Here is a 20,897-nt window from a genome sequence, read left to right on the forward strand (position 1 = left end):
CTCTCAGATGTAACCCATCCAGCTACTGCAGCGCAACTGTTAAATTGCTGCTAGCTGCTGGCCTGCTGCCTTTTTCTCCATCACCTTTTCTTTCACGCTGTTCTCCACCTCTTCTGTTTGAATAGACACTTCTTCTATTTTTCTAATATAAGTAGGTACCACCTGTGCAATGGCATTTTTTACAATTTCATTATTCTGTGAAGCAACAGCCGACTTCAACAACGCAAGGTTTTCTTTCAGTTTGTTTATATCATTAAAAAACGGAGTACCAATAAAAATTTTGTCATGTGATGTTTTTTTCAAGCCTTCCTCATTCATCAACAATTCTTCATACAATTTTTCTCCCGGCCGCAGTCCAGTAATCTCAATATTGATATCTACACCCAAACGCAACCCAGACAGCCGTATCAAATTCTTTGCCAAATCATAAATTTTAACCGGCTCGCCCATATCCAATACGAAGATCTCACCACCTTGTGCGAAAGCTGCCGCCTGCAGCACCAATTGCGCTGCCTCCGGTATCGTCATAAAAAATCGGGTAATTTCCGGGTGTGTCACCGTAACAGGTCCGCCATTTTTGATCTGCCGTTTAAACAAAGGAACCACCGAACCATTGGAATTCAATACATTTCCAAACCGCACCGCCACAAACTCTGTTTTACTTACTGTCTGCATTGACTGCACAATCATTTCGCAAATACGTTTTGTAGCTCCCATTACACTGGTGGGGTTCACCGCTTTATCCGTGGAAATCAAGATAAAACGCTTGGTTCCATATTTACTTGCACAGCAAGCAGTATAATATGTACCAAAAACATTATTATTGACCGCTTCCATAGCGTTGGCTTCCATCAGCGGGACATGTTTGTGTGCCGCCGCATGAAAAACCAGATACGGACGATATTGCTCAAAAACCTTTTCCATCCGCTTTCTGTCCCGAACAGATGCGATAACCACCTCAATATCATAACCAGGAAAACTGTCTTTTAGTTCATTTTCCAATTCAAAAGCATTATTTTCATAAATATCTAAAATAATTAATTTCTGCGGGAAAAATCGCATAACCTGGCGACACAATTCAGAACCAATGGAGCCACCTCCGCCTGTTACCATAACCACCTTGCCGCGGATATCCCGCATAATAGCACGGTTATCCAACTGAATTGGCTCCCTTTTCAACAGATCCTCCACTTCTACTTCGCGTATATAAGACACACTATTCCGACTTTTCAATGAATCGGCCAATCCAGGTAGAATTTTAAGTTTACAATCTGTTTCACCGCAGAGCTGAATCATACGTTTCCGCGCCTGAACACTAGCAGAGGAAACCGCAATAATCAATTCATCCGGTTTTAAATCATTACAAAGTTTCTGAATTTCAGCTGTAGTACCCAAAACCCGGACGCCCGCAATAATCGCATTTAACTTGGCCGGGTCATCATCTACAAAACCTAAAATATGATAATTCATATCTTCGTTATAGCTAATATCTTTTGCCAAAGTAACTCCAAGCCTTCCGGCTCCAATAATCAATACATTTTTGAGACGGCCACTCTGTGTTCTGCGCTGTTCTTCACACAAGGAAACGCAAACCAGCTTTCCCAGTACACGAACTGCCATGCGCAAACCTATCATACTCACGGCCATCATACCAGAAGCCAAAATATTAGCTTTTAAATAAAACCCACCGTCAGAATAAACTTCGCACAAGAGATCCGTAACCAATCCTGCCAGTAAACACGCTGCAACCACCCTGCCGTAATCTTTGGTTCCAGCATAAATCCAATAAACCCGGTAACAACCAAAAACATGCATCATACCCAAGAATACCGCTGCAGAAATAGCGAAAAAAGCCCAGTTACGAATCACAATTTCAAAGAAATACTGTTGCTGATACACTAAACCGACAGTAAGCAAATAAGAGATGAAAATAAAACAAAAATCCCCTATCAACAAATATCGGTTTCTTGTGATACGCTTCAAAAAACTCATGGCTTTCCCTCCAACGCATTTCCGCCAGAATACAACAGCAGAACAGTGCTTAACCATTTTATTCATCTGAAATCATTTTTTCAGAGCAAACCTCTATCTCATGTAAGACATCCATACTGGCATACCGCTGCACAACTTCTACAGCCTTTCCCAAGTTCGGCGGACGAAGCTGCATATCATGGCAATCCGAACCCAAAACCTGTACAAAACCCTTACGAAGCATACGCAATCCGAAACGTCTTGTCCATCTTCTCAACAAAACCTGCGCATTCATTTGCCATACTGCGCCCTGCTGCCACAATGCATACATAATTTCCCGATTCTTAGGAATGCCGTAATATCGTTCCATATGCGCTAAAATAGGGATAATATTTCTTTCTGTCATCAACCGGGATAAACTATGCTGCATTTCTATCCCCCAGGGTTCTGTAAACCCCTCAATCAGCATATACCGCGTTCTACCAATACACAGCTTTTCAAGCCCTTCTATATGATGTAAATAGCTCCCACACAAAAGAACTTCTGCACCCAAAATCATTTTGGGACCCAGCAAACATTCCTGTAATTTTCCGAACGATTCATCCCTTCTTTTTAAAAAATCATCTATACTCTCCTTCCGCATATCAAAATGCGGGGTCGCCACCACAGTAGAAATATTTTGTTGATGCATTTCTTGCAGCATTTCTAGCGTTTGTGAAACGCTGCTACTACCATCATCCATTCCAGGAAGAATATGAGTATGAAAATCTACCATTATTTATCCCTCTGCTTTTTTACCTGCAGATGACTCCTCCATCGCATAACGTCCCTTGTCATAACGATATCCTTTACTACCGTTCTGCACCGTGTCATTAAGAATAACTCCCAACACTTTTGCCTTTACAAAAGTCAGCTGATGTACGGCTTCCGACAGATCTTCTTTTACCGTTACACCCTGTCGAACCACCAATACAGTACCATTCGCCTTACCAGCAAGCAAAGATACGTCAGTAACTGTATTTACCGGAGGTGTATCTAGAAAAATATAATCATAACGTTCCCGTAGTGAAGTCAAAATCTCATCCATTTTCTCAGAAACCAAAAGTTCTGCTGGATTAGGTGGAATCTCTCCTGCATAAATGCAATCTAAATTTTCATATTTTGTATGGCGGAGCACCTCTTCCAAGGAATTCAAATGTACTAACGTATTGCTGAGTCCCGGCACCCCTTTCTGAGACATCAATCCAGCCAGCTTTGGCATACGTAAATCGCAATCCACCAGACACACTTTTGCACCCATTTCCGCAAATGTAATTGCAAGGTTTAAACTATTGGTAGACTTACCTTCTCCCGGACTTGCACTGGTGATAATAATTACCTTACTGCCCGCATCAGGAAGAGAAAAAATCAGATTGGTTCTTAAAGCTTTATAAGCTTCTTTCGTATAAAACGGTGTATCTTTGGATAGAATTTTATCCTGTGGACGGCCTTCCTCCTTTTTTTTCAAACGCCAAAACTTTTTCCGTCCTTTCTTTTGCCCTCCTGTCAAAAAACACCGCTCCTCTCCAAACCACCTTCTTTGTGCCTAAAATCCATATAAAAATACAAAGCGCTCCCGCCCATTTTGCCACGCTGCAAGGCGTAAGCGAACAAAACTACATAATAATTGTAGATATTCTACTTCGATATTATATCATATCCCCTGCAAAAGTCAATACTTTAAAGAAAAAAGTCAGGGCCTTTTTTCGGTAATTAAATTATTATAAAAAGAAAATACGGATTTTCATTGCAAATCCGTATTTCTAAAATATGGAATATATCACACATATCGGTCAATATCCGAAAGCCCAATCCCTTTATGCAAAGAAATATTAATTCCATTTGCAATCACATCAGAAATATCTGCAATAACAGCATCCACCTCTTTTGGAGCGACAATAAAATTCCCAAAGGCCGGGGCAATAGATTCTCGAATTAATTCATACTTATCCTCACCTTCCAATTCTGAAAAGACACGGTACAGCGGATGTTTTTCTCCTGCCTCATTACTAAGCCGGCGCAAAACCCAATTAATGGAATCACCTGCTATTGTTGCCGCATCCACTACAGTTGGGACGCCAATAGCCAGTACAGGGACTCCTAATGTGTCTTCATTTAATGCCTGTCGTTTATTTCCTATTCCTTCGCCGGGCGTTATGCCTGTGTCTGAGAACTGGATGGTTGTATTAACTCGCTCTACCTTTCTGGAACACAATGCATCAATTGCAATGACCATACGCGGCTGAACACGCTGTACCAGTCCTTTTACAATCTCACCGGTTTCAATCCCCGTTAATCCCAATACTCCAGGTGATATCGCACATACCGGGCGTATTCCTTCATCAATTTCCTCCGGCATATATTCCTTGAGATGCCGGGTAATCATCAAAGAATCTATAACACGCGGGCCAAGCGCATCTGCTGTAATATTCCAATTTCCCAAACCAACGACTAAAACAGTATCCTGCTCTGAAGTTAAAATTTTTTCAGATAAGTGTTTCAAAACCTCGGCACATGTCTTGCACATTTCTTCGTATATTTTCTGCTGTCCAAAAAATCGAGCAGGCATTTCCACCGTTACATAATCGCCTTTTTCCTTGCCGAGATGCTTGGCTCCTTCTTCCGTTTTTACTTGCACACTTGTAACATAGATATACCCTCCTACCGTCTTTTGTTTCACTTCAACGCCAGGGATTTCGTACTCTTCTCCATGGGCTTCTGTCAGCATTTCTCTTGCTTCAACCGCAAGATCACAGCGTGTGTTTTCGCTCATTTTTTCATCTCCTTTTTGGATAGTTTCGGCCTGTTGCTTGATTTTTATGTAAAATTAAAAATTTTTTAAAAAAAGACTTGCATTTTATTGAAAAGCATGGTAGAATATACATTACTGATGTAAAAAGGCAGAGGCTTTTTAGCCTCTGTTTTCGTGCGCCACAGCACGTCTATGAATATTGATGATTTGGAGGTGAAACCATGCCTAATATTAAATCTGCAAAGAAAAGAGTAAAAGTAATTAAAACCAAGACTCTTCAAAATCAGATGCTTAAGTCTCAACTCAAAACTGCAATTAAAAAGTTTGAGGCCTCTTTAAAAGAGGGTAAGGCAGCTGCCTCTGAAGCTTATAACTTCGTTGTTAAAAAGACAGATCAGGCTGTTGCAAAAGGGATTCTTCACAAGAATACCGCGGCTCGCAGAAAGAGTCAATATGCTGCAAAGCTGAATAAAATTGCGTAATGAATGAATTTATTTTTCAAGGTAAAAATTCTACTACTCAGTGGCTATCTATTGCCATATCTCTTTGAAATATGATACACATTAGCAAAAAAAGACTCGGAATTTTGTAGTTCCGAGTCTTTTTTCTAGCATAATTCCAATTCTTGATATACTGGTTTCAGCGCCGGATATAATTTTTGATAAATCCGATATATTTTATCATACACTATTGAATCAGCTTCACAGAATTTCAGCACACTATCTTTTTTGATAACAGCTTTGCACCCTTCCTGCACTGAAGCATATACACCGGCAGCTGTCCCCCCTAAAATTGCCGCCCCCAACGCCGGTCCCTCTTTGGAAACCATGGTGCATACATCACATCGAAACACGTCCGCCAGCATCTGCCGCCACAAAGAGCTGCTTCCTCCGCCCCCGCAGGCAGTCATATCCGAGACACAAACATCCATTTCTTTTAAAATACCTAAACAATCCCGCAAGGAATAACATACCCCCTCCATTATCGCCCGTATCATATCCCGTTTCTGGTGGACAGCAGACAATCCAAAAAATACACCGCGCGCAGACGGATCGAGATGAGGGGTTCTCTCTCCCATCAAATAGGGCAAGTACAGCAAACGATTACATCCAATGGGAGAAGCCGCTGCTTCTTGATCCATTAAATAATATGGATCAACCTGCATTTGCTTGGCTGTATTTTTTTCTTCCCCGCAGAACTGATCCCGAAACCATTTTAGCGACAACCCGGCCGCCTGAGTCACCCCCATAACATGCCACTGTCCTGGCACTGCACAGCAAAAAGTATGTACTCTTCCCTGTAAATCCACTGCCATTTCAGAAGTATGTACATACACCACGCCACTGGTTCCAATAGTGGTAAATGCCTTTCCGTCTTCTACTGCCCCAGTACCTACTGCCGCAGCCGCATTGTCACCAGCTCCGCCTGCAACCACAATGCCCGCACATAACCCAGTTTCTTCCGCCGCAGCAGTTGATACCCTGCCAGTTACCTCAGGGCTTTCATAAACCTTGGCCAGCAAGTTTTTATCAATTTCCAATTTTGTTAGAACTTCCTCACTCCAGCAACGGTTTTTAATATCCAAAAGCTGCATCCCACTGGCATCCGAAACCTCTGTTGCAAATTCCCCGGTTAACCGATAACGAACATAATCTTTAGGTAAAAGAATATGCCGGCACTGTTCATAAATCCACGGCTCATGATTTTTTACCCATTGGATCTTAGAAGCGGTAAATCCTGCCAATGCCGGATTCGCGGTAATTTGCAGCAGGCGTTCCTTTCCTATCCGTTCCGTAACCTGCTGGCATTCCGCCGCCGTCCGCCCGTCACACCATAAAATAGCAGGTCTTAGCACATTTCCATTTTTATCTAGCATCACCAATCCATGCATCTGCCCGGACAAACCAATCCCCGCAATATCAGCAGAATCAATATCCCGCGTGATCTCCTTCAACGTCAAACAAACCGCCTTCCACCAATCCTCCGGGTCCTGTTCTGCCCAGCCATTCTGCGGCTGATACATCGGATATTCCACCGTGCTGGAACTCAGCATTTTTCCATCCAAATCAAACAGCCCGCTTTTGGTCCCAGAGGTACCTATATCGATTCCGATTAAATAACGCACCATACCGCCTCATTTCTTTATAATTTATATAAACCTCCTGCGCCGCCTTTTGAAGGCGGCGCATACTGTGTGTAGTGTGTGTAAATTTTATTATCGACGAAACATCACAGAATTGACAACTGCTTCCAAGTACTCCTGTCTGCCGCTGTTATGATCCTGTACTTCACCCAAAGACAGTGCATAATCCGCCAGCTGCTCAAGAGAAGTCTCTCCGTTTACAATTGCCTGGCCAATTCCACTCTGGTAAGACGCATACCGTTGTTTTACAAATTCATCCAGCCTACCGTCCTGTAATAATGCATCTGCCACTTCTAACCCCAATGCAAAAGTATCCATTCCCGCAATATAAGACAGGAACAAATCATCCGCATTCATAGAAGCTCTGCGGGCCTTTGCGTCAAAATTCAAGCCACCGTTAGTAAATCCACCTGCTTTTAATACCTCAAGCATGCAAAGCGCTGCATCATATACATTTGTTGGGAATTGATCTGTATCCCATCCCAAAAGTGGATCCCCCTGATTGGCATCAATGGAACCAAAAGCGCCATTAATCCTTGCTGTACAAAGTTCATGCTGGAAAGTGTGTGCTGCCAAAGTAGCATGATTGGCCTCTATATTCAGTTTAAAATCCTTATCCAAACCATATTTGCGCAAAAATCCTAAAACAGTGGCAGAGTCAAAGTCATACTGATGCTTAGTCGGTTCCTTCGGTTTCGGTTCGATATAAAAATCACCAGTATATCCCTTGGATCTGGCATATTCTACAGCCATCCGCATCAAGCGGGCCATATTATCCTGTTCCAGCGCCATATTCGTATTCAGCAAGGTTTCATAACCTTCCCGGCCTCCCCAGAATACATAACCCTTACCGCCCAGTTCCATAGTAATATCAAGCGCCTTACGGATCTGACCTGCCGCATAAGCAAACACATCCGCATTACAGGAAGTTCCCGCGCCATGCACATACCGCGGATGGTTAAAGCAGTTAGCTGTTCCCCATAAAAGCTTAATATCATATTTCTTCATCTGCTCTTTGATCAGCGGAACAATGCTGTCAAGATTTGTATAAAATTCCTGTAAGGTGCGGCCTTCAGGCGCTATATCCTTATCATGAAAACAAAAATACTCTATGCCCAGTTTATGCATCAGTTCAAAACCGGCATATACCTTGTTTCTGTAGATTCCCATTTCATCACTACCGCCGAACGACTTGTCTGCCGTACCTGCACCAAACATATCAACCCCTTCACCGCAAAGGGTGTGCCAATAGGACATAGCAAATTTCAAAGACTCCTTCATCGGTTTTCCCGCAACAATTTTTTCCGGATCATAGTACTTAAATGCCAGCGGGTTTTTGGATTTTGGTCCTTCATATGTAATTTTAGAAATTGAAGGGAAAAATTCAGTCATCATTCATTTACCTTTCCGGTCTGCAAAATAATTTCTCCCGCTTACGGCAGACCTGCATAAAACGGAATAACCACATTCCTTCGTTATCATTTTGTTTTATCATAGCATGGTCAATGCAAAAAAGCTATCCCTTTTTTGCCGTAAGCTGGACAGATATTGCTTTTTTTTAAAATTATGCTATACTAAGGAAAAGGGGTGAATTTGTTTTGGAAAGGATTTATTTTGAAGATATACACTGCGCTGCGGATTTTTATCCATACCTTGATTTTTCCATGGAAAACATCAATTATATTGCGCATTTTCACGAAGAAATTGAAGTAATTTATGTCATAACAGGCGAACTGAATGTTAATACAGAAAACCAAGAATTACGCCTGTCCAAGGGAGATATTTGCTTCTTTATGCCCGGAGAAATCCACAGTTTTCAATCCTCTGAAAACAACCATATTTATATCATCAAATATCTTCCCCACTCTCCCAATGAAAAAATTAATTTCGCCCAACTCAGAGTAACCGAACAGCCTTTGTCCCCAAAACATCCATCTTACAGCGCCTTTCGGGATAGCATTCAAAATATTGCGGCAGAAGGAACCATGAAAGAATGGGGTTATGAATTTGCAGTCAATCAGCAGATCAACCGTCTGACCTGTCTTTTTCTACGAAATTTGAATTTTGTTTCCATATGTGCCGAAAACCGAAAAAGATTAGAAAAACGAACCCAACTGTTAAAACAGGTCAGTGATTATATCAAAAAACATTATACCGAACCACTTTGCTTAGACAATATGGCCAGCTTTTGTGGTTATTCCCGCTATTATTTTGCTCACTATTTCAAAGAAGCAACCGGTATGAGCTTTATGGATTATCTGGCTGCATTTCGGCTGGAAAGAGCCGCGGTACGCATGGAAGTTAGCGGAGAAAGCTTTACCGAAATCGCATACGCTTGTGGTTTTCAAAACATACGCACCTTTAACCGTATGTTCCGCAAGTATTATCACATCACTCCCACCGAATACCGCCGCCAGCAATTACTGCAAAACGCCGACAGGGGTAACGAGTAAATATATTGTTCTGGCCTTAACGCTTTATATGGAAAACATTTGTCCTCCCTTCAATAATCAAAATCTGGCACATATTCCTCCTTCGCAGCACTCCTTTCCTGAAGAAAGCCCACGGAAAAGCCTAAATCCACTACATAATTTACCACTCTGTCATATTCCTGCGCCGTAATGCGGCGCTGAAGTTCCTTAAACTTCGATGCCTTGTATGCGGGAAAATATTGACTCATCACACTGACTGCCATTTTCGCTGGGTCATAACATTCTGCCAAATAAGAGAATATTTTCATACTGTCATCCGTATGCGTAGGCAGCACCAGGTGTCGCACCAAAACACCTTTAGTCATATGTCCCTGCCGGTCAAAAGCAGCATAACCCGTCTGTCGCCACATCTCCTTCAGCGCATTGGCTGCAACAGAAAAATAATTCTCTGCTCCGGAATATCGTTTGCTAAGCATCGGAGAATAATACTTCAAATCCGGTAAATAAATATCAATCAACCCATTTAATTTCTTTAATGCTTCAACACTATCATATCCAGAACTATTATATACTACCGGAATGTGCAGACGTCCCCGTACCATTTTCAAAACCATGGCCAAATTTTCAGTATAATGACTGGGTGTTACAAAATTGATATTAGACGCCCCCTCCTTCTGCAAGCGCAAAATCTCTTCAGCGAGTTTTTCTATGGTAATCTCTCGTCCTTGATGTTCATGAGATATTCGGTAATTCTGACAAAAAACACACCGCAAATTACAACCCGAAAAAAAGATAGTTCCAGAACCATTTCCATAGGAAAGGCAGGGTTCTTCCCACATATGCATTCCCACCCGTGCCAATCGCACTTTTTTTCCACAACCGCAAAATCCAACTGTTTTACTCCGGTCTATCCCACATTCGCGGGGACACGCCCGGCAAATATTTTCTTGTGTTTCTTTCATTCCTTTCCCTTCTTTCAGCCATACAAAGTCATTTTCTCCGACTTTATTAAACTTTTTTGTCTAAAATTATTTTATATTCAAAAGCATCTGCAAGTAAAAAACTCCCGAAGTTATTTTCTTCAGGAGTTTCTGAAAAGCGGGTTCCTCCGCTTAAACACTATTTTACAGTTATGCCTCGCACTTTTCGGCTTTCCATAGCCGGGATCATACCCAAAATAGGCAAAGAAAAAGAATTTTCTATATCATCTGCTGTTTTAATAGAATGATCAAACATATCCCGTAAAAAGATAATAAGAACTGACAAAATCAATCCTGCAAATGCTCCAATTACAGTATTTTTCGGAATATTTGGAGACGCTGGTGCTTCAGGCAATTCTGCAGGATCAATGATAACTGCACTACCGCCCACCACAATTCTCTCAATTTCCGAAGGAGCAAGCCGTAAAATAGTATTTGCCAGATCACATGCCACCTGTGGCTTGGTATGACTAACACTAATTGCTAGTAATCCAGTTTCTTCCACATTGCTAATTGAAGTAAGCCGCTGAATCTGTTCATAAGTATAATTTGTATTGCTCTCTTGCGCCACTGTTTTAAAAAATGTATTGCTACTCAAAATCTGTCCATATGTTTTTGCCAATTCCTGGGAAAGCATCAAATCACTCAAATTGGTATTTTGTTTCACAGCCCCTGATACTGCGGTCACATCTCCAGTAATATATAGTGTCCCACCCGCAACATAGACAGGCTGTATCAAAAATAAAGAGATCAAAAGCGCCGCCATACCCAGTGCAACTGTACTTAGAAAAATAACCGGCCACTTTGGCAGCAATATGGATAAAATGCTATTTATACTGAATTCCTCGTTCATATTTTCTTATTCCTTTCCGGGAAATGCACGAAGCGCCCGATAATTTTCCGCATCAATGGTAACATCCATCACCAAACCGCCCACCGCAATATCCACAATAAACTGGTCGCCTGTATAGGTTTCTGTAAAATCATTTTGTTCTAGCAATTGGTTCAGAGAAAGACCTTCCGGATTTTCGGTAATAACAAGCCCTGCCCGCAAAATCGTATCTTCTTTAGTTTCTACCACCAATGAAGGCCAAAGGGTCCATTCTGCTTTTACTGAACTTGGAAAAGTCTGAGAAATCTTATTTAAAAAGTCAACCAGGGTCAAATCAAAGTTTTTTGCAAACTGATATGACTCCACCGGCTTGCCTTGGTCTGTCATGACTGTATCGTATATTTCAACTGGTATTTCATCTAAAATATATGCATACTCCTCCGCATGCTCCGGCCAAAGGTCTGCCTGTTTCAAAAAATGGGTAACATGGGCATTTCCCAATGATTTTGAAAAACCAATGATGTCGTCTAATTGAAGAAGAATACAAGCAATATCCTTCATAGATGCTGGTTCTTTTGCCCCCAGACTGCCATTCGGATTCAAGCAAAGACCTTTATTATACGCGTATTCCAGTCCGATCATTGCCATAGGTCCTGCTTCCGTCACATCCGGATACGTTTGCCCTGCTGCATATTCTAAAGTCCCCATGGCCTGTTTCATTGCATAAAAAGTTAAAAGAGCCACTGCATCCTGTCTGTTTACTGGTTGCATCATATATTCCTCAGATGCCATATCCTCTCCCAGACATTCCTGGCAAACCAACTGAATATCTCTTGCAAATGTTCCATCAAAATCCGGCTGTTCCTTTAAGGTATCATAATTTAGATCCTGTGTTTCATAACCAATTTGGAGTGCCAGCCGTGCCAAATACCCATTTGTGAGTCCAGCCTCTGGTTCATATGGAATTCCCGTTTGAAAACTGTTCCATATCCGCTCTAAGATAACCGGGGCAATCGTATCGGTCAGACTGGTCTGCTGTAAAGATTCCTGTTCAGCCCGGACAATCATGATTGCCGCCTCTGCTCGTGTCAATGAAGAAGAAAAGCGCAGATTGAACCCGTCTTCCCCTTGCATAATTCCATAAGAATATGCCCATGCAGCCGCATTAGGGTTTTCACTATGTCGTGTAATGGCCGATGATGCATGAGTTTCTGGTTTGCCAGCTCTTTCCCACAAAATTTCCGCGGCTTCATCCCGCGATGCAGGACGATCCGGATCTTCCAATACATCAGGGTCTCCGCCAGTCATCTTGACAAATTCCCAGCGTGTGACCTCCTGATCCGGTTTAAACTCTCCGTTCGGATAACCATTCACACGACCGTCCGAATACATTTTCTCCACTGCACTCCATGCCCAATGCGTATCAGAAAGATCTGAAAATGGCGTCTGCGAAAAAGCTGTCAAATACAGCAAAAAAACACAAACCGGAATAACCATAAAAAACTTTTTCATAGTGATAACTCCCTTCTCACCGTCTCTACGGCATCATAAGAAATGTTACAACGCAGTCTATAAACAGGAACTCTGCAAATCAATTTGCCGCAATTTTCCGCCGCCCGTTCCACAAAACAACGGAGCGGCAATTTGCGCACCTCACCCAGCAAGCGAGCCATGGCCTCCGTTTTTCCAATTGGACAAATTTCATTTTCTGTCCCACGTTCCAAAAAAACTACCGCACAAAGCGGTACGATAACATTAGTATTTTTCTGGTTTTTTCCACTCCATGGACTTCCACAGGCAAATACAGCTCCATCGGCATGACTTACATCAACCACCGGGGTATCATCATTGATATAAATGACATCTTTCAGATTTTCTGCCCAAAGACCTGTATGAGTACTCTTTCCCGTACCCGATGGAGCGGAAAAAATAATTGCTTTTCCACGATATGCAATGCAAGATCCATGCAAAACTATCCTATCCTTCGTAAGAATCAAATTGGAAAAAGCTTGTCCCGCAAAAATAAAATCCCTCCTATCTCTATTATCATCGTCAAGAGATAAAAGGGAAAGCGTTGCTTCATTTGATTGAAAATCCATGCGCACGCTGACCATATCGTCAAATCCCGGCAAAATTCGGTATACCGTATATCCCACTTCCGTACGCATCAGCTTCCAAATCCCGGACCGTCCCATTGGCTCTCCAGCAGGAAGGGCTATTTTTTTCTTTTTTTCAACCAATATCTTTATATCACAAGAGCGCCCTCCCCGCTGTAAAGGGGAGAGCGCATACCCTGCCATACGCTCGCTTAACTCATCACTGCCACCCTGTACATCCAATACAAGGTCTGAAATTGTGTATAACATAAACGTCAACCACTAATTGCTCCGCTCACGTTCATATCCAAAATATCCAGCTCATCTGCCAACGCTGCACGCAATTTATCTTCATGAGTAAAACCGCCGCCACTCTTTGGCTTATACACGGTATTAGGCGTTGCAAAAGCAATATTACTTTCTTTTTCCAGCCCTACCACTTTCAAGCTGGGCATTTCAAAGCCGTTTACCCCGGCTCCTTCAAAAGCAAACTTTTTCATCTGTCCTTCCTCCTCAATGATCTATTCTATATCCGCGCTGACCGCATTGGTTTCGGCAGCAGTTTCTTCCTTTTCTACTTCCGGTACTACTTCTTCTGTCTCTTCCACCGGTTCCTGTACCAATTCTGCCTCTTCAGCAGTATCTTCCACTATCTCATCTACAGTTTCTGCCACTTCATTCTCAGTGACCTCTGTCGATGCTTCTTTTTCCACCGGTTCATTTACAGAAGGCTCCGTCAAATCCACAAATACATCAGCCTGTAGATCTACATTTGACTGAGAAGCTTGTTTCACTTCTTCACCCTTTGTATCAGAACCACCGGAAATATCTACCTGATAAATGGAACCGTAGACATAGGTATTTTCACCTGTTTTGCAGTACGTCCGAGCATAAGCAACATTACCAGTAAAAGGATTGGTCGTTGCATTATTAAAATCATACAGCTTTACTGTAAATTTGCCATCGGTACCTTTGCCCAAAGCAGGATACGCATTTCCGCCTTGATCAAACAGATTGGTATATTTCGTAACATCTGCCTCGGAAGCCCCAAATAAAATACCATAGTCAGCAGAATATCCAGCAATCTGTCCTGCCGCAATCACAGAGTGTCTGCCGATGGCATCGCCTTCATATGTATCGGCATTTAAATACCCCAATGCCAGCGTATCAATCGCCGCAGCAGAAGTACTATCTTCCGTAATCGTCATGGTAGCAGCATTGTCAGTAAACTTACTGGCAGCAACCCAAATACCATCTGCCGCCACAAACCATTCATCTTCTGCAAGTGATACACCGTTTACAGAAATCGCTGTTATGTCTCCGGAAAGCGCATACGCTACTTTTACAAAACCGGACTCTGCATAGGGAACAGCAACAGAAGAAGTGTCGCCGTTGATTGTTACCATACAAACAGGACCCGTCAAAATGTCATCAGAAGGTGTTATCGCAGAGTCGTTAACAATTCCGCCCACCTTAACATTGGCTTCAATATCTGTCTGATCGGTTACATATTGAAAATTATATGTAGTTTCAGCCTCCGGAACCGTTTGCTGGTCGATATATACAATCTGATTTCCCTCAAGCATTTCTAAATCCGACACAGCTTTGGCATAAGCAAGATATGTTAAAACATCTCCGCCGTTCACACCGCCTACTTCTGTTTTAACATTAATGGTTCCATCTGTGCCATAAGTACTAGATGTACTTACTGTTACAGCGGACACTCCCATTGCCGCCGCAGCACAGGATATACCCACAACCAAACTAACTACCTTCTTAAACACGCACATCTCCTCCTTAGAATTGTTCATCTATATGACCGCCCTTCATCACAAAGACGTGATCACACAAACTCATTGCCGTTTTACGGTGGGTGACCAAAATTACAGTTTTTCCACACTGCTTCAAACGGTCAAGAATCTTTTTTTCCGCATCTGCCGAAAGTGCCGACGTGGATTCGTCCAGCAAAAGCACACCAGCTCGACTGTAAAGCGCCCGGGCAATGGCCATCCGCTGACGCTGGCCACCGGACAAACGGCTGCCGTCTTCTCCTAGAAAAGTATCCATTCCCTGAGGCAAATTCTTTACTACTTCTTCCAGTTCTGCGACTCGGATACAAAATTTCACATATTCCATATCCGGATTTTCATCAAACAATGTTATATTTTCAACCACCGTACCGCTCAGCAATAAAAATTCCTGTGGTACATAGGCAAATAATTTTCGATAAGCACTATTTAGCTCTACCGTTTCCTGTTCCAGCAAGGCAAGCATCTCGCCGGATTCCGGTTTGAGTACCCCCGCCAGTATATTCAAAAGCGTACTTTTACCGGCTCCGGACTGTCCGGTCACCGCTGTCAACTGTCCTTTTGGAAAAATCCCGGATATCGATGTCAATACCTCGCCTTCACCATAAGAAAAACGTACATTCCGAAGTTCAATTGCCTTCATTTTCTGATAAAACGGTTCTGGCTCTATTTCAGGAAGCAATTCTTCTTCATGCAATCCTTCCAGTTCTTCCAGACGGTCTGAAGAAGCGCAAACCGACATATACTGCGGAAATAATGAGGCAAGTTGCCGAAACGGCCCCGTCACATCACCGGTAAGCCCCAAAACAGCAGTCAAGGTACCAAATGTAATTTCTCCGCAGGAAAGCCTCCATGCCCCCCATGCCAACGCGGCATAATACCCGGCTGTCATTGCTGTAAAAAAACAAACATTTGCGCCTATACTAACACGATTTTTCCGGATCGTCAAATCATAAGAAACTGTCTGCAATTTTTTTAACTGACGCTGAATAACCGAATATACGGAAAATGCCTTGATAACCGCCAGGTTCTTCACAGTTTCTTGAAGAAAGGAACGAATTTTTCCTTCACTTTCCCGGGTTTCCCGAAATAACACACCGGTTTTCTTTCTATAAAGATGTGCCGCAAACAAGGTAACCAAGCCAGCTGCAACACACAAAACGGCCAAAATCGAATCCAACATCAAAAGTGCGACAAAACTCAGCAGAACTCTTGCACCAATGGCAGCAAAAGCCGGTACAATTTCCGCTATCCCTTCTGCAACAATCAATGTATCTCCCGAAAGCCGGTGTACCAGCTCTCCGGAATGAAATCGGTCAGCTGAAAGTTTTTCTTTTTTCAAAAAACGTTCTGTCAGATAAGATTGCATTTTGAATTTGACAGAGGCCGAAGTATGTACATGCAGAGTTGTCACACAAACTTGAAGCACAAGCTGTATAATGATCACAGCTGCAAGCACCAAGCCTTCCTGCAACAGCGCTCCCTGCATTTGTCCTGTTGCTGTATCTACCACACGCTTGGAAACCAACGCAAGATAAACCCCGCAGGCCGAAGCCCCCATTCCCAGCAGAGAAAGAACCAATATATTACGCCATGCCCCACGCAAAAACCTTTTGAAAAAATTTTGCGTCATGCCTTCCTCCTATGCCGTACAGAAACTCAGCGTGCTTCACCTTCTAAAAGTGATTTTTCCCGCAGGGAGTCCAAGAATCCTTGAACTGCCTTGCCCGCAAGCGCGTCCTCTATTCCATATTTCTTTACCAGTGCCTCTTGCAACGCAGAAACACTACACTCTGTCTCTAACTCCTGCCATAAAAAAGCACCTGTTTCATTCAAAGCTATCATTGCACCAAAAGATTCATAACTTTCATCCACAGGTATGGCATAATATTCGCCGGCAATCTCTTTTAAGATAAATCCATGCTTAATGCGCAATGCCATCCCTCTTTCTTCTGTTGCACGTCTCATAGAACCATCATTTTCCATAATTGCTTATCCGTAAAAACACAGCCCTTATTTTCGATTTTAGCACAAAATTTGTGTTTCTTAGCTCAATATTCCAATTTATGGAAAATTATACATATACTATTTTGATTATCTTTGAATACATAGATTATATACGTAAATTTGCATTATGTCAAGGCTTTTATTTAAATAGAATAAAAATTTTTCCACTTTCTTTGAAAATCAATGTTTCTTTTGAAAGTGATTTTTTGATCCTGGCAAAAACCAATGCGACAGCGCACTCCATCCATGCACCACCAACTGACGTTTCCCTATGCTCCGTTGAGGGAGATACAAATCTGCATATTCATTTTCCCGCTCCAGCACCAAATCCCGAAGCAGCATTGCCGCCGCCATAGCGTTGGTCATTCCCCAACGATTCCACCCATAAGCCACATATAATTTTCCATGTCTGCCGCGACACGGTCCCACACAAGGAATACCATCAAAGCTCATATACTCCTGTCCAGACCAATATTGCAGTACTTTGGCCTGTGGCCAGCACTCTGAAACCGCAGAAAGAAACTGCGTTTTTCCCCCGCGACCATTTCCGGAAACCAGAATCCCGCTGCCACAATTTCGCATTGCCAAACCTGCACGGGCAGCATCACAATAAATACCATCCATTGGCGCACAAGAATCTAAAACAACAGAATCTACCTGCCGCCGGTATAATTTCATACGACCGGCCCAACCAGTAAATTCTGGAGCATGCACCGCCGCAATCACTTTTTCTGCCGTAATTTTCCCTTTTTTAAAAAAAGCCTGTCCCTTTTCTATTTTTTCAATCCGTGTATGTTCATAAATATTTAATCCCGGTGCCAAACATCCAATCAAACGCTCCGGATCCAACTGTACCTGTCCCAGTGTTTTTACTGCTCCAGCAATGCCAAAAGGCAGCGAATGCCGTTCTGAAAACTCAGCTGTACCACCCAAAATCCGTACCGCACGCACTTCTTTCTCTATCGCACTTCTGTCCGTACGGGAATAAACATATCCGGTCTTTTGCTCAAAGCCACAATCAAGATTCCGACACAAACTAATATATCGCTCCAAAGCCTGCTGATTTGCTCTATAATACAGCTGTGCTTTTTCCCGGCCAAGCTCCTTCAGCATCTTATCATAAATCAAACCATGCTGTACCGTAATCATTCCGGAAGACAAGCCGCTAATTCCCTGGCCGATCTTTCCGGCCTCTGCCAGCATATAGTCTACCCCAGCCCAGCTTAAAAAATAAGCACACAAAATACCGCAGATGCCTCCACCAATAATTAGAACATCTGTTTTATATTCCCCTTCTGCCGCAGGGAAATCCGGCAGTTTTTTTCTGTCTTTCCAAATCAATTGTTCCATACTTTCACCTCGCACCGTTAGTATGAACCGCCTGCAATAAAAAATATCCACAAAAAATAAACTTCCGTTTTTTCCCATTTTCGCGTTGCTTGACAAGGCAATGTTATCTGTTAAAATCAGATCCACGCTTACCGCCTTCATTCAAGAAAGCCGGCTCCGAAAATCTTTATATCCAAATTTCTTGACAGTTTCTATCGTCCCGTCTGAATGCAAAACAGCAATAGATGGAAGGCAGATACCATTAAAAGTATTGTTTTTGACCATAGTATAGATAGCCATATCTTCAAAAACTAGCTGATCGCCTATTTCCAGTGGACATTCAAAGGAATAATCCCCGATAATATCTCCAGCAAGGCAGGTTGCACCTGCAAGACGATAATTATATGGCTTTTCTCCCGGCATTGCACTTTCTGTTAACGGAGGCCGGTAAGGCATTTCAAGCACATCTGGCATATGACATGCGGCCGATGCATCCAGCAGTGCTATATCAATACCATTGTGCACCACATCCAACACCGAAGCCACTAAATAACCTGCATAATAAGCGATTGCTTCGCCCGGCTCCAGATAAACCTCAACCTGATATTTTTCCTTTAATTTTAAAATACGTTTTATCAAAGCACTGCGGTCATAATCTTTGCGGGTAATATGATGTCCACCGCCGAGATTTAACCATTTCATTTGTGAAAAATATATTCCAAATTTCTCTTCCGCTGCATCAAGCGTTTCTATCAGTGCATCGCTGTTTTGCTCACACAACGTATGAAAATGCAGGCCTTCAATTCCCGCAAGCAAATCGGGGCGAAAGGCTTCTGCGGTAACGCCCAGCCGGGAACCCGGGGCGCAAGGGTCATAAATGGCGTGCTCCTGGGTGGAATGCTCCGGATTGATCCGAATGCCGCAGCTTGCCCCTGCCGCCATCGCGCGCGCCTTATATTTTTCCCATTGTGCAAAAGAATTAAAGGAAATGTGATCACAGATTTTTAAAATAGCATCAAAATCCTTTTCAAGATATGCTGCAGAAAAAATATGGGTTTCCTTTCCCATTTCTTCGTGACCCAAACGCGCTTCAAACAATCCACTGGCAGTGGTTCCGTCCAGGTATTTCCCAATCAATGGATAAAGCGAAAACATTGAAAATGCTTTCTGCGCCAAAAGAATCTTACACCCCGCCTGTTTAGCCGTCTCTGAAAGAATAGATAAATTTTCTATTAAACGCTGTTCATCAATGACATAACACGGCGTCTCTACTGAAAATAGTTTTTCCCTCATAATTAATCCACCAAAACAGGATGGAAGTTTTCTTTCCACGGCAGACCCCAACGGTTCAAAGCTTCCATAAAGGGATCTGGATCAAATTCTTCCACATTCCAAACGCCTGGCCGATTCCACTGTCCGTTCATCACCAGCATAGCTCCAATCATTGCAGGAACACCGGTAGTATAAGAAACTGCCTGACTTCCTACTTCCTTATAGCATTCCTGATGGTCGCACACATTATAAACATAATAAGTGCGTTCTTTGCCATCTTTCACGCCCTGAAAAATGCACCCAATATTTGTTTTTCCTTTCGTCCGAGGTCCAAGACTTGCTGGATCGGGTAAAACTGCTTTCAAAAACTGCAGCGGTACAATTTGATGTCCCTCATATTCGATCGGTTCAATGGATGTCATTCCAACGTTCTCCAGACACTTTAAATGGGTCAAATAACTCTGTCCAAAAGTCATAAAAAACCGAATCCTTTTGATTCCTTTTATATTCTTTCCCAAACTTTCTAATTCTTCATGATGCAGCAAATACATATCCTTTTTTCCAACCCCATCAAAATCATATTCCCTTTTAATTTCCATGGGTTTGGTTTCAATCCATTTGCCGTTTTCCCAATAACTTCCATTGGCAGAAACCTCACGAATATTAATTTCCGGATTAAAATTGGTGGCAAAAGGATACCCATGATCACCGCCGTTGCAATCCAAAATATCAATATAGTGAATTTCATCAAAATAATGCTTTTGCGCGTAAGCCGAAAAAACACCAGTTACCCCCGGATCAAAGCCGCTGCCCAGCAAGGCACAAATCCCCGCTTCCCGGAATTTATCCCGGTAAGCCCATTGCCACTTATACTCAAATTTCGCCGTATCCAACGGCTCATAGTTGGCCGTATCTATGTAATGTGTTTTGGTGATCAAACAAGCATCCATGATGGTGAGATCTTGATATGGCAAAGCGAGATTCAACACCACATCCGGCTGAAACTTCTCTATCAGTGCTACCAGTTCATCCACCTTGTCCGCATCTACCTGCGCCGTATGGATTTTCGTTTTGGTGGTTCCCTGCAATTTATCCTTTAACGCATCACATTTGGATTTGGTACGACTTGCAATCATAATTTCTGTAAAAACTTCACTGTTCTGACAGCATTTATGCACAGCGACGCTTGCAACGCCGCCGCATCCTATAATCAAACATTTTCCCATTGCTATCTTC

General features: G+C 42.6%; 19 protein-coding genes. 2 read left to right on the top strand and 17 right to left on the bottom strand.

Annotated features, from left to right (window positions below):
• Window positions 1-39: 39 nt before the first annotated feature.
• From INF28_RS03400 to gpr, 4 genes are all read right to left on the bottom strand, one after another.
• Entirely contained in the window at window positions 40-1,992 is a 1,953-nt protein-coding gene (locus INF28_RS03400; protein WP_226392070.1) for a polysaccharide biosynthesis protein, read from the bottom strand.
• 58 nt (window positions 1,993-2,050) lie between these two features.
• The gene (locus INF28_RS03405) at window positions 2,051-2,746 is read right to left on the bottom strand and encodes a CpsB/CapC family capsule biosynthesis tyrosine phosphatase (RefSeq protein ID WP_226392071.1); all 696 of its coding nucleotides are present in this window, start codon (window positions 2,744-2,746) and stop codon (window positions 2,051-2,053) included.
• Window positions 2,747-2,749: 3 nt separating this feature from the next.
• Window positions 2,750-3,478, bottom strand: a complete 729-nt coding sequence (locus INF28_RS03410) for a CpsD/CapB family tyrosine-protein kinase (protein WP_226392072.1) — start codon at window positions 3,476-3,478, stop codon at window positions 2,750-2,752.
• Between the two features lie 312 nt (window positions 3,479-3,790).
• On the bottom strand, window positions 3,791-4,783 hold the full coding sequence (gene gpr / locus INF28_RS03415; protein ID WP_226392073.1) for a GPR endopeptidase: 993 nt from the start codon (window positions 4,781-4,783) through the stop codon (window positions 3,791-3,793).
• A 200-nt stretch (window positions 4,784-4,983) separates the two neighbouring features.
• Between gpr and rpsT the strand changes: the two genes are divergently transcribed.
• The gene (gene rpsT, locus INF28_RS03420; protein WP_226392074.1) at window positions 4,984-5,244 is read left to right on the top strand and encodes a 30S ribosomal protein S20; all 261 of its coding nucleotides are present in this window, start codon (window positions 4,984-4,986) and stop codon (window positions 5,242-5,244) included.
• Between the two features lie 125 nt (window positions 5,245-5,369).
• On the opposite strand, the gene xylB is transcribed toward rpsT, so the two are convergent.
• Together xylB and xylA are read right to left on the bottom strand one after the other, a co-directional pair.
• Window positions 5,370-6,890 carry a xylulokinase gene (gene xylB, locus INF28_RS03425; protein ID WP_264175674.1) on the bottom strand — a complete coding sequence of 507 codons (1,521 nt, stop codon included), beginning with the start codon at window positions 6,888-6,890 and terminating at the stop codon, window positions 5,370-5,372.
• A gap of 87 nt (window positions 6,891-6,977) precedes the next feature.
• Window positions 6,978-8,297: a xylose isomerase gene (gene xylA, locus INF28_RS03430; protein ID WP_226392142.1), complete on the bottom strand. Its 1,320-nt coding sequence runs from the start codon at window positions 8,295-8,297 to the stop codon at window positions 6,978-6,980.
• A 206-nt stretch (window positions 8,298-8,503) separates the two neighbouring features.
• Here xylA and INF28_RS03435 point away from each other — a divergent pair, with 206 nt between their 5' ends.
• Complete coding sequence (locus INF28_RS03435) at window positions 8,504-9,358, top strand: AraC family transcriptional regulator (RefSeq protein ID WP_226392075.1); 855 nt, start codon at window positions 8,504-8,506, stop codon at window positions 9,356-9,358.
• A gap of 50 nt (window positions 9,359-9,408) precedes the next feature.
• On the opposite strand, the gene INF28_RS03440 is transcribed toward INF28_RS03435, so the two are convergent.
• The 11 genes from INF28_RS03440 to INF28_RS03490 all read right to left on the bottom strand — a co-directional run bounded on the left by INF28_RS03440 (window position 9,409) and on the right by INF28_RS03490 (window position 20,887).
• Window positions 9,409-10,299: a radical SAM protein gene (locus INF28_RS03440; RefSeq protein WP_226392076.1), complete on the bottom strand. Its 891-nt coding sequence runs from the start codon at window positions 10,297-10,299 to the stop codon at window positions 9,409-9,411.
• 157 nt (window positions 10,300-10,456) lie between these two features.
• Entirely contained in the window at window positions 10,457-11,170 is a 714-nt protein-coding gene (locus INF28_RS03445; protein WP_226392077.1) for a YveK family protein, read from the bottom strand.
• Between the two features lie 6 nt (window positions 11,171-11,176).
• Window positions 11,177-12,661, bottom strand: a complete 1,485-nt coding sequence (locus INF28_RS03450; RefSeq protein WP_226392078.1) for an S-layer homology domain-containing protein — start codon at window positions 12,659-12,661, stop codon at window positions 11,177-11,179.
• A complete protein-coding gene (locus INF28_RS03455) occupies window positions 12,658-13,515 on the bottom strand; it encodes a hypothetical protein (protein ID WP_226392079.1) in 858 nt (285 codons plus the stop codon). The genes INF28_RS03450 and INF28_RS03455 overlap by 4 nt, the downstream gene beginning before the upstream one ends.
• Before the next feature lie 5 nt (window positions 13,516-13,520).
• On the bottom strand, window positions 13,521-13,745 hold the full coding sequence (locus tag INF28_RS03460; RefSeq protein ID WP_226392080.1) for a hypothetical protein: 225 nt from the start codon (window positions 13,743-13,745) through the stop codon (window positions 13,521-13,523).
• Window positions 13,746-13,766: 21 nt separating this feature from the next.
• Window positions 13,767-15,029: a hypothetical protein gene (locus INF28_RS03465; protein WP_226392081.1), complete on the bottom strand. Its 1,263-nt coding sequence runs from the start codon at window positions 15,027-15,029 to the stop codon at window positions 13,767-13,769.
• Window positions 15,030-15,042: 13 nt separating this feature from the next.
• A complete protein-coding gene (locus INF28_RS03470; RefSeq protein WP_226392082.1) occupies window positions 15,043-16,686 on the bottom strand; it encodes an ABC transporter ATP-binding protein in 1,644 nt (547 codons plus the stop codon).
• Window positions 16,687-16,712: 26 nt separating this feature from the next.
• On the bottom strand, window positions 16,713-17,021 hold the full coding sequence (locus INF28_RS03475) for a PqqD family protein (RefSeq protein ID WP_226392083.1): 309 nt from the start codon (window positions 17,019-17,021) through the stop codon (window positions 16,713-16,715).
• Between the two features lie 219 nt (window positions 17,022-17,240).
• Window positions 17,241-18,536 (bottom strand): NAD(P)/FAD-dependent oxidoreductase, encoded by a 1,296-nt coding sequence (locus tag INF28_RS03480; RefSeq protein WP_226392084.1) that lies wholly within the window; start codon window positions 18,534-18,536, stop codon window positions 17,241-17,243.
• Between the two features lie 15 nt (window positions 18,537-18,551).
• Window positions 18,552-19,682 carry a carboxynorspermidine decarboxylase gene (nspC, locus tag INF28_RS03485; RefSeq protein ID WP_226392085.1) on the bottom strand — a complete coding sequence of 377 codons (1,131 nt, stop codon included), beginning with the start codon at window positions 19,680-19,682 and terminating at the stop codon, window positions 18,552-18,554.
• Between the two features lie 2 nt (window positions 19,683-19,684).
• The gene (locus INF28_RS03490) at window positions 19,685-20,887 is read right to left on the bottom strand and encodes a saccharopine dehydrogenase family protein (RefSeq protein ID WP_226392086.1); all 1,203 of its coding nucleotides are present in this window, start codon (window positions 20,885-20,887) and stop codon (window positions 19,685-19,687) included.
• Window positions 20,888-20,897: the final 10 nt, after the last annotated feature.

The sequence above is a fragment of the Ructibacterium gallinarum genome (assembly GCF_014982785.1).
GTDB classification, from domain to species: Bacteria; Bacillota; Clostridia; order Monoglobales; family Monoglobaceae; genus Ructibacterium; species Ructibacterium gallinarum.

Bases quoted from the DNA above. Each gene is read 5' to 3' on its own strand.
- INF28_RS03445 (WP_226392077.1), bottom strand. From the start codon at position 11,170: ATGAACGAGGAATTCAGTATAAATAGCATTTTATCCATATTGCTGCCA.
- INF28_RS03460 (WP_226392080.1), bottom strand. From the start codon at position 13,745: ATGAAAAAGTTTGCTTTTGAAGGAGCCGGGGTAAACGGCTTTGAAATG.
- nspC (WP_226392085.1), bottom strand. From the start codon at position 19,682: ATGAGGGAAAAACTATTTTCAGTAGAGACGCCGTGTTATGTCATTGAT.
- INF28_RS03490 (WP_226392086.1), bottom strand. From the start codon at position 20,887: ATGGGAAAATGTTTGATTATAGGATGCGGCGGCGTTGCAAGCGTCGCT.
- INF28_RS03405 (WP_226392071.1), bottom strand. From the start codon at position 2,746: ATGGTAGATTTTCATACTCATATTCTTCCTGGAATGGATGATGGTAGT.
- INF28_RS03470 (WP_226392082.1), bottom strand. From the start codon at position 16,686: ATGACGCAAAATTTTTTCAAAAGGTTTTTGCGTGGGGCATGGCGTAAT.
- rpsT (WP_226392074.1), top strand. From the start codon at position 4,984: ATGCCTAATATTAAATCTGCAAAGAAAAGAGTAAAAGTAATTAAAACC.
- xylB (WP_264175674.1), bottom strand. From the start codon at position 6,890: ATGGTGCGTTATTTAATCGGAATCGATATAGGTACCTCTGGGACCAAA.
- INF28_RS03455 (WP_226392079.1), bottom strand. From the start codon at position 13,515: ATGTTATACACAATTTCAGACCTTGTATTGGATGTACAGGGTGGCAGT.
- INF28_RS03475 (WP_226392083.1), bottom strand. From the start codon at position 17,021: ATGAGACGTGCAACAGAAGAAAGAGGGATGGCATTGCGCATTAAGCAT.
- INF28_RS03400 (WP_226392070.1), bottom strand. From the start codon at position 1,992: ATGAGTTTTTTGAAGCGTATCACAAGAAACCGATATTTGTTGATAGGG.
- INF28_RS03440 (WP_226392076.1), bottom strand. From the start codon at position 10,299: ATGAAAGAAACACAAGAAAATATTTGCCGGGCGTGTCCCCGCGAATGT.
- gpr (WP_226392073.1), bottom strand. From the start codon at position 4,783: ATGAGCGAAAACACACGCTGTGATCTTGCGGTTGAAGCAAGAGAAATG.
- INF28_RS03450 (WP_226392078.1), bottom strand. From the start codon at position 12,661: ATGAAAAAGTTTTTTATGGTTATTCCGGTTTGTGTTTTTTTGCTGTAT.
- xylA (WP_226392142.1), bottom strand. From the start codon at position 8,297: ATGACTGAATTTTTCCCTTCAATTTCTAAAATTACATATGAAGGACCA.